Origin of the sequence: Saccharothrix xinjiangensis (assembly GCF_039527585.1) — a bacterium.
In the GTDB taxonomy this organism is placed as follows: Bacteria; Actinomycetota; Actinomycetes; order Mycobacteriales; family Pseudonocardiaceae; genus Actinosynnema; species Actinosynnema xinjiangensis.
Genome location: NZ_BAAAKE010000018.1, coordinates 150158 through 164303 on the forward strand (window position 1 = coordinate 150158; position 14146 = coordinate 164303).

Sequence of the window (14146 nt, forward strand, 5' to 3'; positions counted from 1 at the left end):
TCAGTAGCATTCGGCCGCGCCCGAACGCAGTGCCAGGTGGAGGTTCTTCAACCGCAGCGTGTGCGCGGTGGTGCTCCAGGCGGTCTGGCGCAGGCCCACGGCGGTGGCCCGGTCGGCCTGCTGGGCGTACGCGCCGGGCGGGCCCCGGAGCTCGTCCGGTCCCTTGCCCGCCGCGGCCGCGTCGATGCCGATCTCGGCGTTGACCAGGGTCAGGTCCCCGCTCAGCTCGGCCACGTCGATGATCATGTTCGTGGCGGCCATCCCACCGGGCCCCGGGGAGGTCAGGCGCAGGGTGATGTCGCCGACCACGGGCATCGAGCGCAGCAGCACCGATTGGCAGAAGTTGTCCAGCACCGCGCTGCGGAAACCGCTCACCGCCACCGGGTGCGCGTCGCCCGAGCCCTGGACCACCCCGCCGAACTGGACGAACCCCTCCCCCTCCAACTTGTCCGCGGTGGTCTTGAAGCTGGTCCCCGCCACCGTGAACGACGCCGCCAACGCTCCCCGGGCCACGCCGGTCAACACCGCGGCGGCGGCCAGGGATCCCGCCACGAACACCGCGGCGAACCGGACCCAGCTGGTCCGCCCTCCTCCTCGGCCCCTCGACATGGCACCGCTCCTCTCACTGGTTCACCGTGCGCACCGAGACGGTCCCGGCGTGCCGTTCGACCTGGACCTCGTAGCGCTGCCGGGTTCGGTCCAGCGGGTGTGCGGCGCGCAGGTCGGCGTCGACGACCACATCGGCCGGGTGCACGCCCGCCAGCCGCCCGACGTGCTCCTTGACCGCGATCTCGGCCGGCCGGTCGGCGAGGTCCGCCGACTCCGGCAGGCCGTACATCGCGGCCACCGTGCCGGGCAGCCAGTCCACGGCGGCGACCTCTGCCGCGCGCAGCGTCGTGCACCCGTCCGCGGTGGCGGACAGGCCCGCCCCCACCAGGCTCCGGTACCCGACGAAAGCGCGGCGCTCGGCGGGGGTCAGCGCGCCCAACCGTCCCAGGGGGAGCAGCACCAGGACCATCCGCAGGTCCAGCGCCACCCGGTCCTCCACGACCAGCTGGACGTCCACCACCGGCAGCAGGTGGTTGTCGTCGTGGAACCCGGCGAAGCGCGCCTCCACCCCGACCGCTCCCGTGTCCGGCAGCGGTTCGAACACCCGCAGCTCCACCAGGCGGTGCGGCACGGAGATCCGGTCGCGGCCGATCAGCGGCGACCACCGCCACAGCGACTGGTGCGGCACGACGTGCAGCGCACCGTCGAGCAGCCCTTGGTGCAGCGAGCCGCGCGGCACCCCGCCCGCGCCGGCGTCCAGCGTGCCCGACGCGCCCGCGGCGCCGGCGCGGGACTCGACCAGGTAGTGGAACGCCGGGCCGTGGAACAGGTCCCCCGACTCGTAGAGGTCGGGTTCGGGGTGGGCGTCGGGCAGCGGTGGGAACGGCGGCGGCCGTTCCCCGACCGCGCCGCCGACCTCGACCAGGCCCGTGGCCGCCGGACCCGGTGGCGGGGAACCGCCGGCGGGGCCCGCGGAGAGGGCGACCGCGCACCCTCCCTCCAGGGAGGTCACCTCGGTCCGCACCCGCAACGGCTCGTCGACGACCAGCCAGCGGCGCAGGTGCACGTCGCGCACGCGTCGCACCGGCGCGCCGGTGTGGCGCGCGGCGGCGCGGGCGAGCAGGTCCACCACCGACATGAACGGCAGCACCGGCGCGGTCCACGTCGGGCGGTGGTCGGCGGTCCAGCGCTCGACACCGGGGTCGAACACCTCCTCGGCCACCGGTCCGGGCAGCGCGCGCGTCCCGATCCGCGGCAGGTGGTAGACCCGTTTGCCGTCCACCCACAGCCACGCCTCGCCGACGGCGTAGGCGCCGAAGTCGTCCTCGCCCGCCTCGGTGATGTCCAGTTCCACGGTGACCAGGCGATTTCCCGGCGCCACCTGGCCCCGGTACTTCCAGGTGACGGGCCGGCCGGTGAGGATCGGCTCGAACCGGGCCCCGGGCAGCCCCGCCAGGCGGCCGGACGCCACCAGGTAGTGCTGGAGCAGTTGGCACACCGCCTCCATGCCCAGCGAGCCCGGCTGCACCGGGTCCTGGAAGAAGTGGGACTTGAAGACCCAGTGGTCGGGGTCGACGTCGCTCTCCGCCCGCAGCCTGCCCAGCCCGGCCGGTCCGCCTCGGGGCCAGTACCCGGTGACCCGGTCCAGCGCCCGCAGCATCGGGCCGGGAGGCGGGGGGCAGCCCGCCGGGCGCGGAGCGTCCGCCGCCGCGGCGGGACCACCGGGCTCGGCCAGCCGCTCGCGGTCGGCGTCGGAGGCGGGCAGGCCCGCCTGGTCGGCGAACGCCGAGGGCGGGAAGAACCCGCAGGTGGTGCGCAGGACGAACACCGGAACCCCGTCGGCGGAGCACCGCACGGCGAAGGACTGGATGACCATGCCCTCGTGCTCGCTGTCGCTGAGCAGCTCCACCTCGGTTCGCAGCACCCGGACCCGCGGCCCGACCCGGCCGAGCACCACGCCGTCGCCGTCGAGGTTGCGGAACAGCAGTTCGCCGCCCCGCCCCAGGGCGCTGCCGACGTGGTTGCCCAGCCAACCGCACGGTTGCAGCGCCACCTCGGCCAGCACGGCGAACGGCATGACCGGCCCCGTGTTCTGCTCGAAGTACCACGCGCGGTCCGGCACGTCGTACTCCACGGTCGCCCGGCTGCCCACGCGGGTGCCGGGGAAGGGGCCGTCCACCTCGACCACCCGGCTCAGGAACAGGTAGGGCGGGCCGGGCAGCCGGGGGCAGCGACGGGCGCCGTCGAACTCCGCGAAGCGCGGCCCGAACGCCGTCGAGGGGCGCCCCCACGCCGACGCCAGCAGCGCCCGGCGGTCCATCGCGACGCCGTCGAGCACGACCGCCCGGGGGTCCTCGGGGTGTCCGAGCAGACCACCGAGCTCGGCGTGCGGCACGGGCTCGCCGGTGGCCTGCTCCCGGACCGGTCCCAGCGAACTCCAGTGCTCCAGGGGCCAGTCCGGGACCAGCCGCAGCGCCACCCGGCTCAGGTGGAAGGCCGGGACGCCGTCCACCGAGCACAGCACGTCGGCCACCAGCGTCGGCAGCGGTCCCGCCACCACCGACACGACGAACACCTCGTGCACCAGCTCACGCGATCGGGGGGTCACCTGGCCGCGGCACCGCATGGTCACCGGCCTGCCGGGTTCGGGTGCGAACCGCCAGCCGTCCCGGTCCGCGGTGTGCCCGAGCGCGGCCAGGTGGAAGGCCATGGCCTGGAGGCCGCCCTCCAGCATCATGGTGCCGGGCATGCAGGGGTCGTTGAGGAAGTGCGCGGCGAAGTACCAGTCGTCCTCGCCGATCGCGGTGCGGGCGCGCAGGTAGCCCCGGCCCCACGGGCCCCCGGCGGGGGCGAACTCCTCCACCTCGTGCAGCAGCAGCATCCGCCCGGCGGGCAGGCGGGGCGTGCGCACGTGGCTGCGGCAGGCGCGCCACGCGGGGCCGAAGCAGGCGGCGGGGTCCCCGGCGGCGAACGCGCGCACCGCGGCCCGGTCGTAGGACCGCGGCGCACCCGAGATCGCGGCGGGATCGACCGGGGCCTGCTCGGGCTGGTCGGCGGCGGGGTCCCACCGGATGCCCCCGGCCGTCGCGAGCTCGGCGTCGGTGAAGAACCCGGCCCGCCCGTCGCGCATGGACAGCCGCAGTTCCGGCCCGACGTGGCAGTCGTAGTGGAAGGAGGCCAGCCGCACACCCCGGTGCTCGGCGTGCCCGTCGACGTGGATGTCGTAACGGAGGGTGTCGCCGGGGACGGGCAGCTCGCCGTGGAAGGTCAGCTCGCAGCCGAGCAGCCGGTAGACCCGCCCGTCGCCCACGAGGAGGTCGATGCCCATCCAGCTGAACAGCAGCAGGTCGGCCTGGGCCGCTTCGGTCAGGGAACCGGCCTGGACCCGGCCTGCCGGGTCCAGGTAGTCGCTGTCGACCCGCACGTCGGTCTCGGTGCGGATCGAGCCCGTGCCCAGCTCCGCCCGCGGCGCGTCGAGGGCGGTGACCCGGTCGACCAGCAGCAGGGGCGGCGCGGGCAGCCTGGTCGGCCGCAGCATCCCGTCGCAGGCGGCGAACTCCGGTCCGAGGACCTCGGAGAGCCGGCCCGTGGCCAGGTGTTCCAGTTGGCCGCGGACGAACACGGCCCCCGGCCGCGGTGCGGGGGCGGGTCCGCACGACGTGCCGAGCGCTGCCGCGCGCAGCAGCCGGTGCGCCTGCTCCCGGCCGCGCAGGAACGCCCGGTGCGCCTCGCTCGCCCGGTCGACCAGCAGCCGATGCGCGGCGACCACGGTTCCGCGGTGCGGCTCCGGCGTCGCCGGAACGCCGTTCACCACGCCGTCCACCTCCCCGTTCACCGCTGTGCCGTCCGGCTCGGGGCGGCGAGCGGTGGTCGCGCCGGGCGCCCGCGCGTCGACCCTGCGCCGACCCGGTGCGGGTGCGCGGGCAGCGAGACCACCGCGGTCGACCGCCGGGGCGCGGGTGCGGCGCGGCCCAGCGCGGCGAACAACGCCTCGGCGTCCACCGCGACACCCGCCGCGACGAGGTCGGCCACCGAGGAGCACAGCCGGTCCAGGCCGGAGCCCTCCGCGGCGTCGAGGCAGACCGCCACGTGGTCGCGTTCGCCCAGGGTCCGCCCGATCCACCCGGTGCACCACCCGCGCGGACCGTGTTCGACGAACACGCGGACCCCGTCGGCGTAGGCGCGTTCCACCGTCGCGGCGAAGTCCACCGTGCTCGTCGCCGACCACGTGAGCACCTCGGCGATCCCTTCCGCGGTCGGCACGTACTCCTCCCCCGTGGCACAGCTGTAGAACCGCACCCCGTCGACCGGGTCGGTGCGGCGGTGGTGGAACGCCCACCACCGCCGCCGGACCTCGGCCAACTCGGGGGCGTGCGCGGCCACGTCGTAGTCGACCGGGATGACCGAGGCCGCGCCGAACCCCGCCAGCCAGGCCCGGCACGCCTGCTCCTCACCGCCCACCACGCACACGTCGGGCGCGTTCACCGTCATCAGGTGCACCCACGGCTCCTCTGCCACCGCCGCGCGGACCAGGTCGACCGGCGCGTGGACCAGGTGGCTGGTCCACCGCCCGCCCGCGTGCCCGTGCCGGGCCCAGTGCGCGCGCACCGCCCGGTGCTCGCCCGCCACGTCCTCGGCGAACAGCGGATCGGTCCGCAACTCGCGGAGCAGCCCTTCGACGTCGGGCCACGCCCGCAACGCCATCAGGGCCGTGCTCTCACCGGAGGAGTAGCCCAGGGCCGCGGCGGGGCGCAGCCCCAGCAGGCGGGTGCTCAGCTCGGTGTGCAGCAGCGCCAGCCAGGACGCCGCCACGAGCCGGTCCACGGCGCTCGCCCGCCCGCCGCGGACCAGCGGCGTGAGGCCCGTGCCGCACCGCTGCCCAACGCCCTCCACGAGCTCCGGCAGGGCCAACACCAGTTCACGCCCCATGCCGGGGTACGCGGCGGCGCCGTTGGTGTAGACGAAGGCGGTCCCGCCGCCCACCGGCCGGTCCCGGTAAGCCGCTCCCGCCGGCCGCACCCCCCGTCCGTCGAGCCAGTCGCACGCGCGGCGCAGGACGGCCTCCCGGTCGTCGCCGCGCACCACCACGGCGAGCCGGGCCGGGCCGGCCGCCGAACGGGCGCCACCGCGGGCGGCGGCCAGGACCTCGCCGCGGTCGCGTCCGGAGAACACCAGCAGGCGCGGCGCCCCCGCCGCCGACCACCGGCCGACCGGGCCGGCCGTCAACCGGACCCGCAGCGGCGGCGCGCCGAGCACCCGCACACCGATCTCGGCGACGCGCAGCCGCGGGCACAGGGCCGCCGGACCTCCGCCGCCGGGCAGCACCCGGTGCCGCAGCGCCGTCACCGCGGTCGCCACCGCCAGCAGCCCCACCGCCGCGTGGGGTCTGCCGATCAGGGCGGCCGGGTCCGCGTGCGGTGTGCCCGGCCGCACCAAGTCGCCCACGGTCAGGTCCGGGGCGTCGCCGCCGAGCACGGCCAGGACCTCGTCCCTGTCCCGACGGGCATCCGCCACTCGCTTGAGCACCAGCGCCACCGCCGCGTCGGCGGGCGGTCCGGGGTCGCCGAGCGCGGCCACCGCGGTCAGGTGCGCCGTCTCGTGGGACAGGTCGACCGCGCCGACGAGCGCGGCATCGCACTCCCCCGCGCGCAGGGCTCGTGCCGCGACCTCCAGGGCAACCAGCCCCGAGCCCTCCTCGGCCGAGACCGTCAGACCGGGTCCGCCCAGGTCGAGTTGCACGTTGACGCGGTTGGCGACCAGGTTCGGCATGGTGCCCGTCACCCTGGCCGCGGTCAGGGGGCCCGAGACCTCGACCTCCTCCCGGTCGTCGGCGAGGCGCCAGGCCACCGAGTGGCGGGCCACTTCCGCGTCACCGCCCATGCCCACGACCACGGCGGTCCGCTCGCGCGGGAGTTCACATCCCCCCGCGGCCTCCACCGCCGCGTCGAGCAGCAGCACGTGCTGGCCGAGGGCCGCCCTCAGGTCCACGGGTGGGAACCGCAGTCCGCGCGGGTCGAGGTCGACCCGTTCCCGGGGCTCGCCCGACCGCGCACCGGCGCCCTCCACCAGCAGCCTGCGGAACGCCTCGGTATCGCCGTCGGCGCCGATCCGCACCGCCAACGAGACGACCGCCACCTCAGGGGAGTCGCCGGGGTCCCGCACGGGCGGCGGTGCGACCACGAGGTGGCCCACCACGTCGTCACCCGGGTCGACGACCAGGTGGGCGTTGGCGCCGCCGAAACCGAAGCCGCTGACCGCGGCACGCCGCGACCCCGGCCACTCCTCGGCTTCCCGCACCGGGCGCAGGACGGTGCCCCGCAACTCCGCCACGGGCTCTTCCACGTGCAGGGTGGCCGGCCGGACGCCCGCGCGCTGCGCGCCGATCACCTTCAGCAGGCCCGCCATCCCCGCGGCGGCCAGGCCGTGCCCGAGGTTGGACTTGACCGAGCCGATCGGCAGGTCCGCGCACCCGGCGAACACCCGTGCCGCCCAGCGCACCTCGACGACGTCGCCCACGGGTGTGCCGGTCGCGTGGCACTCCAGCAGCGACACCGTCGCCGGGTCCACGCCCGCCGCTTCGTACGCACGCCGCACCGCCCGCTCCTGCCCGAGGGCGGAGGGCCCCAGCAGACCGCCCGCGGCGCCGTCGTTGGCCAGACCCACGCCCCGGATGACGGCGAGGACGGCGATCCCGGCCGACCGGGCGTCGGCCAGCCGCATCAGCGCCACCACCCCGGCGCCCCCGGCGGGCACCAGGCCGTCCGCGCCGCGCTGGAAGGGCCTGCTGCGCCCGGTGGGGCTCAACGCCGACAACTCGCCGAAACCGCGGTGCAGGAACAGCGGGTCGGCGTGGTTGGCCCCACCGGCCAGCACCAGGTCGGCCGAGCGGTCCGCCAGCCGGTCGCACGCCAGCTTGACCGCGTACAGCGACGACGCGCAGGCCGCGTCCAGCGCGAAGCCGCCCAGGCCCAGCCCGAGCGCCTCGGCCGCGACGTGCGCGGGCAGCCCGGAGAAGAACCGGTTGCGCGGATCGACCGCCCGCCCGCCGACCCCCTTCCCCGACCACACCCGCATCACCCACCGCACCGCCTCCGGTGGCGGCAGGGAGAGGTTGCCCAGCACCAGCCCGGCCCTGGGGAGGAAGCGCTCCGCCCCGCCGCACTCCCGCAACGCCTCGCGGCCCGCGTGCAGCACCCACCGGAACAGCGGGTCCAGCCCGTCGAGGGATCCGGGGTCCACCCGGAAGCCGGCGGGGTCGAACACGGCGTCGAAGCCGCGGACGAAGCCACCCACCGCCCCGAGCGGTGGTCGCCTCGGCGGGACGACCCAGTCCTCGGGCGTCGCCGGGGACAGGCTCGACACCCCATCGCGGATGTTGCGCCACAGGACTTCCGGCGTGAGCGCGCCGGGGAGCACACAACCACGCCCGACAACGGCAACGGGTTCAACGGCCACGACCATTCCCATCGGTAGTGGTGGAAGCTGTTCCGATAGACCGTGGCACGTCGGGCTGACACCTGAGCTGACATGCCGTCCCGTTGTCTGCTCGGAGGTCGGGGGAATCACTGCGGCGGACGCCCGCGAACGAACGCGTGAGTTCTCCTGAGGGCGTGCGGACACGTGCCACATTCCCAGGTCGGAGATCCGTCGCGCCAGAGGCGGGCAACTGCTTTCCGTGTCGACGGATCGCAGGTTACCGCAACGACCAAGCCAGGGCTGTGGGCCGTTGGTGTAGTCCGGGAACCTCGAACGAGTGACAGCGCTCCGCAGAGTGCAATGAGGACCACTGCGATCGACGTAAATGGCATGACACTGACCCTCCACCGGTTTTTCCCATCGAGTCGATCGCACAGCAGGCGGTTATCCGCGATCCCTATTCAGCAACATTCCCACACATCGGGAATGCCCGTTGAAAGGCATGACGACCGCCGGTCCCGGCAGCTGTTCCCGAGCTGTTCGCGTTGGGCGGACCGGCGGGTGGTGATGCGGATCATGGCCCAGCGGACCACGACTTCGTGGTGGTGGGGCAGGTGTTCGCGGTCGTGGGCGCACCCGCGGCCCGTCGGGCGACCGCTGCGTGGCACTGGCCTTCTCCCAGGCGGCGAAGCGCCTGCAGACCCCGGGCCGGGACGGGAAGTCCGCGGGCAGGGCGCGCCACGTGATGCCATCATCGACCGCGTTGGCGGCTCGTTCGTCGACTGGGCCGGCGGGACGTCGTCAGGCGGCAGCAGGGGGCACCCGCGGTGACACGCCCGCGGGGATCGGGCACGATGACAACGGAACTCCCGGCAGAGCGGTGCTTCGACAACGTCCGATCCAACAGGAGTCCCCCGCCTGCGCACCAAAGCCCTTCACCAACTCAAGCTCAAAACGAGCACTAAGGGTAGCTCCGGAAGGCCGCATCACCCGTACCGGTGAATCGAATAGCCGCGGACAGGACGGGTGCAGCCGTTCACCGCAATGACCTATAGACCGTTTTCCTGTCGGAGCTACGCTGATCCTGCAATCCCGAACCTCGGTGACGGACCGGCCCCCTTCGGAAGCCGGACGTGACCGAGCCGGAGCTTTCTCCTATCTGTGCCTCCCCGTGGTCGGTGCGACCACGGCCCAGGGGAGCCCGCGAAACGGAAGAAGGGGTCAGGAGAGGCACTCGCACGACCGTCGCAACTCTCCTCGGCACCGCTGTGGTGAACGGCGGCGGGATCACCACCGACTCGTCGATCAGCGCCAACCTCGTGAACAACTGCGTCGGCAGCACCCCCGCTGTTCCCAACTGCACCGGGTAACCGGGCATCCACCGTTCACCGCGCCGCCCCACCCCGTTCAGGGCGAGGCGGCGTCCAGCGTGTCCGAACGCCCGATCTACCAGGAGTTCCCCGTCTGCGCGCCAAAGGACCTTCACCCGACCAAGCCCGGAAACGGCTGCTCAGCACGAGCGGACAGGCGCCACCCCACCTGGTCGCCGATGACCGGCGCCCGGCGTGACGAGAGTCGGTGACGTCGAGCGAGCGCGCGCCGAGGCCGAGCGCGGTGGGCTCGGTCGGGCTCTGTCCCCATTACCTTTTTCGTAGCTCCTGGTCAGGGAGTTGTGGTCGCCGAGTCCGGCATGACCGACGCCCCCGGTCGAAGGCATGATCCGGGGGGGTGGTGTCACCGGACCCGGTGGCATCGCCGGACCGCTGATAGGGACACGGCCGCCCGCCGGGCAGGTCTCGTCTTAACGTGGGTGCCGGCCGACGATGCCCACCCGCGACCACCCGCGACGAACGAACGGCACGATGAATGACCAGCACTTTCGGGGTGTTCCTCGGCCTGGACGTGGGCAAGGGCGAACACCACGCCGTACCCGCCTCGCCAACCGCATCCGCGGCCTGCTCACCGGCCTGCACCCCGCCCTCGAACGCGCCATCGGCTCCCGCATCAGCCACCCGGCGGAGCTGGAGATCCTGTCCCGCTGCGGCGGGCCCACCGGCATCGCCAAGGCCGGCCGGCGCAAGCTCACCGCGATCGCCACCGCCCACGCACCCCGCCTGGGCGACAAGCTCGTCACCGCGATCCTGGCCGCGCTGGAGGAGCAGACCGTCGTCGTCCCCGGCACCACCGCCGCCGACACGGTGCTGCCCCGCCTGGCCGACAGCCTGAAAACCGTTCTCCTGCAACGCAAACAGGTCGCCACCGAGGTCGAGGTGATACTCGATGCCCACCCTCTCGCCGAGGTCCTGACCTCCATGCCCGGCATCGGCGTCAGGACCGCCGCCCGCATCCTGCTCGAAATCGGCGACGCCACCGGGTTCAAGACCTCCGGCCACCTGGCCGCCTACGCCGGCATCGCCCCGTCACCCGCAGCTCCGGCAGCAGCATCAAAGGCGAACACCCGGCCCGCACCGGCAACCGCAAACTCACACGCGCGTTCTTCCTCGCCGCGTTCGCCGCCCTCTCCGACCCGACCAGCCGCGCCTACTACCAGCGCAAACGCGACCAGGGCAAGAAACACAACGCCGCCCTGATCTGCCTGGCCCGACGACGCTGCGACGTCCTGTTCGCCATGCTCCGCACCAACACCCACTACCGCCACCCCGAACCCACCCCGGCCCCGGCTTCGGCTTGACAACCACATAGGGACACCCCCGATCGGCTGACAGGCATCGTGAGATAGCGAGACGCATCACTATGAGGTTGTCTCCGAGGACCGGACACCGGATTTCATGCCACGAGGGTGAGACCTTGACGATAGCCGACGCGGACCTCGTGCGGGGCGTGGTAGTCGAGTGTCGAATGTAGACGGTCGTGGTTGTAGTAGCCGAGGTAGGAGAAGACGTCGCGTCGGGCGTCGTCGCGGGTGTCCCAGGCGGGTGATGCCGATCTCGGTCTTGAGGGTGGCGAAGAACGACTCGGCCATCGCGTTGGCGTGTCCTGAAGGGAGCTGGGTTGCTCTGATGTAGAAGACGGAACAATCAGCAGCAACCGTGCTGTTGCAGAGATTGAGGCAGGCCCTTCGGCATCGGCATGCAGGTGCCGGCGTCAAACCGCCACGAGCTGCTGTGGTGAATGAGCCATGGCGGTGAACGTCCGTGGAAAAGCCGTCGCGAGAGGCGGCAGGTATGAGCCAAGAAGGCGAACGAGAGTGAACCATCGACGACGTGTCGTTAAGCCAGGCGGCATCAAACCCGGGGCCTTAATGCTGTCCCGGGATGAGCCAGAGGGAAACCTGCCTACCGCTCTGGCGGTGCCCGGCATGAAGATGGCGCGAGCTTGGCTTGGGCTCCGCAACGGACCAGGAGAACTCCTCGGCGCGACACGGGTTCCAGTGGATTGAGGCGGAACCCACTGGGAGACCGGCAAGCGGCCAATCCGCGAGCCGCGGAATACCGGGCGCGGGCCAGGAGGGCGGAACGTCCCGTAGTAGCGATGAAACGCCTGCAATGGGCGCGGAGCGAAGGGGGCGTGCCGTCGAGTGCCGTCCGGCGATCAACCAAACGGGAGGAATCGCATGGGCGAGACAGGATCGGCGGGCAAGTCGTATTATATTCCGAAGTCGCTGATATGGAATGCCTATCTGAAAGTCAGCGGCAACAAGGGTGTGGCCGGGGTCGACGGACAGTCACTGACAGAGTTCGAGCGGGATCTTCGGAACAACTTGTTCAAACTCTGGAACAGGATGTCGTCGGGAAGTTACTTATCGGGGCCGGTGAAGGCGGTCCCGATCCCGAAACCCGGTGGTGGCACAAGGGTTCCGGGAGTGCCCACCGTCGCCGACCGCATAGCGCAGACCGCCGTGGCCATGATCCTGGAACCGGACGTGGACCCCGTGTTCCACGCCGATTCCTACGGTTACCGGCCGGGAAAGTCTGCGCTGGACGCGGTGGAGGTGTGCAAGCAGCGGTGCTGGAGACGTCCGTGGGTGGTCGATCTGGACATCCAGGGCTTCTTCGACAACGTTCCGCACGCCCAGATCGTCGCCGCGGTGGAGAAACACACGGACCTGCCATGGGTGGTGCTGTACGTGAAACGGTGGCTGGTCGCACCGGTCCGGCATCCGGACGGCAGCCGTGTCGTCCCTGTCAAGGGGACTCCGCAGGGATCGGCGATCTCACCACTGTTGTCGAATCTCTTCCTGCACTACGCGCTGGACTCCTGGCTTGCCAGGAATTTTCCCGTGGTGCGGTTCGAGAGGGGCAGGTTCAGGCGGTCGTAGCATCCGATCGTGGTGTTCGGTGGGGAAGGATTGCCCGCCGTGCGTCGGATGTTGACCTTGGCCGATCGGGAGGAGATCTCCCGTGGGGTTGGTCGAGTCGTTGCGGTACAAGGAAATCGCTGTCCGGATCGGGCGTGATGCCTCGATCGTGTCCCGTGAGGTGAACCGTCACGGTGACAGGGACGGATACCGGGCGGTGGCCGCCGACGGGGCCGCGGGGACGGCCCGGGCGAGGCCGAAGCCACTGGCGGTGGACCGGAACCCGGTTCTGCGCTCACGGGTGGTCGGGCTGTTGCGGGCGGGCTGGTCACCGGCGTCGATCGCCGGCCGGTTGGCACGCGACGAGCCGGTCCGGGACGCTGGGAAGGTGAGTCACGAGGCCGTCTGCCAGTGGGTCTACGCCCAACCGGTCGCAACACTGCGGCAGGAGTTGATCTCGCTGCGCACCGGCCGCACGGGCAGGCGCGGCCCACGTCCGGCGCCGCGTATCCGCGAGCCCCGCCACCTCGACGAACGTCCCGCCGAGGCCGACGACCGGGCCGTGCCCGGCCACTGGGAGGGGGATTCGGTGATCGGCAAGGGCGGCAGGAGTGCGGTGGCCACGCTGGTCGAGCGCACCAGTCGCTTCCTGGTCCTGGTCCCGCTGCGCGGACGCGACTCCCTGACCGTCACCGACGCGATCATCGCCGCCGAGATCAACGACCGACCCCGTAAGATCCACAACTGGAAGAAACCCGGCGAGGTATTCACCGAACTCCTCGAAGCGGATGCTTCCACCGCCTGAACCTGCCGAGCGTGACGGGCGAAGTGTCCACAGCCGCTTCAGCCGCGCACGAGGCAGGACCGAAGACACCAGCGAAGACGCCTCCGTCGTCGGGTCCGCGCACCCGACGACGGTGACGTCGACGACGGCTGAGTTCCCTCGATGCCAAATGTGTTCTCCCCTGCCGCACTGATCCAGGCGGACCGAAGTGCCGCAGTCGACGGCAGGATGAGATCGGCGGCGATGTACTTCGACTGCGTGGCCCACGGAACCGGGGTACCGCCTCATAGACGGGATTCGGCGGCACCCCGGACGAGACCAGAGCAGGTCAGGCCAGTCGGCCGAACAGGTGGTTACCGGGCGCGTCGGGGTCGGTGCCGGTGTAGAACTGCTTCGCGGCGACGCCGAGTTCGGCGCGGGTGAGCACACCGCTGTCATCGGTGTCCAGGAGGTGGAAGACCTCGTCGGCCTCCTGCCGCGAGGTGCCGTAGGCGGCCTGGATCGTGCGCCACTCGGCGAGGTTGAGCGTGTCGGGCTGCTCGGAGCCGCCCAGGCTGATGATCGCGTCGACCGCGGGCTGGAAGAACGAGTCGTACCTGGCCTGGTCGCCGAAGCCGGCGACGAAACCGGCGCGGTACTCCTCGGGCGAGATGCGCCCGTCGCCGTCGGTGTCGAAGTGCTCCGCCAGTGCCGTCCAGATGCCCTCGAAGGCGCGGTTGACCGCCTGCCCCTGTGCGGACGTCGGGTCGATGCCGAAATGCGCCACCGTGTTCATCCCGAGGGCGATGACGTCCTCCTTCTCGATGTAGCCGTCGCGGTCCAGGTCCATCTGGCCGAACGCGACGGTCAGCTTGCGGTCGAGCAGCTCATTGGACAAGAGAAGCCTCCTGGAGAGAGGAAGTTCGAATGGTGCGACAAAGCCGTGACAGTCCGCCGACCACGCTTCACCGGTGATCATCATCAGAATGACCACCCATCGCGCGATCGGTAACGCCTACAGCAGTGAAAACACGGCGAGCCGACACCGTTGGAGCATCACCGGTGGAATGCGAGGACTCGCACAGTGCGATAACAGGAACGCCGCCGATTCGATCACATCGACGGGCCGCTTGTGAACCTTGATACCCCGATGGAGTGAT

Annotated in this window: 6 protein-coding genes and 2 pseudogenes; 4 read left to right on the forward strand and 4 right to left on the reverse strand. The window is 72.0% G+C overall.

Annotation, left to right across the window (positions count from 1 at the left end; translation table 11 throughout):
• Genes ABD223_RS29085 through ABD223_RS29095 form a run of 3 tightly spaced genes read right to left on the reverse strand, consistent with a single transcriptional unit; the run spans position 1 to position 8178 of the window.
• A complete protein-coding gene (locus ABD223_RS29085) occupies positions 1-609 on the reverse strand; it encodes a DUF6230 family protein (protein ID WP_344039776.1) in 609 nt (202 codons plus the stop codon).
• 13 nt (positions 610-622) lie between these two features.
• Complete coding sequence (locus ABD223_RS29090) at positions 623-4363, reverse strand: hypothetical protein (RefSeq protein WP_344039777.1); 3741 nt, start codon at positions 4361-4363, stop codon at positions 623-625.
• A 17-nt stretch (positions 4364-4380) separates the two neighbouring features.
• Entirely contained in the window at positions 4381-8178 is a 3798-nt protein-coding gene (locus ABD223_RS29095) for a beta-ketoacyl synthase N-terminal-like domain-containing protein (RefSeq protein ID WP_344039778.1), read from the reverse strand.
• Positions 8179-9893: 1715 nt separating this feature from the next.
• On the opposite strand from ABD223_RS29095, the pseudogene ABD223_RS29100 reads away from it, so the two are divergent.
• The 3 genes and pseudogenes from ABD223_RS29100 to ABD223_RS29110 form a co-directional block, all read left to right on the forward strand.
• Positions 9894-10657, forward strand: a pseudogene (locus tag ABD223_RS29100) (transposase); the annotation flags it as partial.
• An 882-nt stretch (positions 10658-11539) separates the two neighbouring features.
• The gene (locus ABD223_RS29105; protein ID WP_344039779.1) at positions 11540-12244 is read left to right on the forward strand and encodes a reverse transcriptase domain-containing protein; all 705 of its coding nucleotides are present in this window, start codon (positions 11540-11542) and stop codon (positions 12242-12244) included.
• Positions 12245-12292: 48 nt separating this feature from the next.
• Positions 12293-13028: pseudogene (locus tag ABD223_RS29110) on the forward strand (IS30 family transposase).
• Between the two features lie 307 nt (positions 13029-13335).
• Here ABD223_RS29110 and ABD223_RS29115 read toward each other — a convergent pair.
• Positions 13336-13884: an EF-hand domain-containing protein gene (locus ABD223_RS29115; protein ID WP_344039781.1), complete on the reverse strand. Its 549-nt coding sequence runs from the start codon at positions 13882-13884 to the stop codon at positions 13336-13338.
• Between the two features lie 73 nt (positions 13885-13957).
• Here ABD223_RS29115 and ABD223_RS29120 point away from each other — a divergent pair, with 73 nt between their 5' ends.
• Positions 13958-14122: a hypothetical protein gene (locus ABD223_RS29120; RefSeq protein ID WP_344039782.1), complete on the forward strand. Its 165-nt coding sequence runs from the start codon at positions 13958-13960 to the stop codon at positions 14120-14122.
• Positions 14123-14146: the final 24 nt, after the last annotated feature.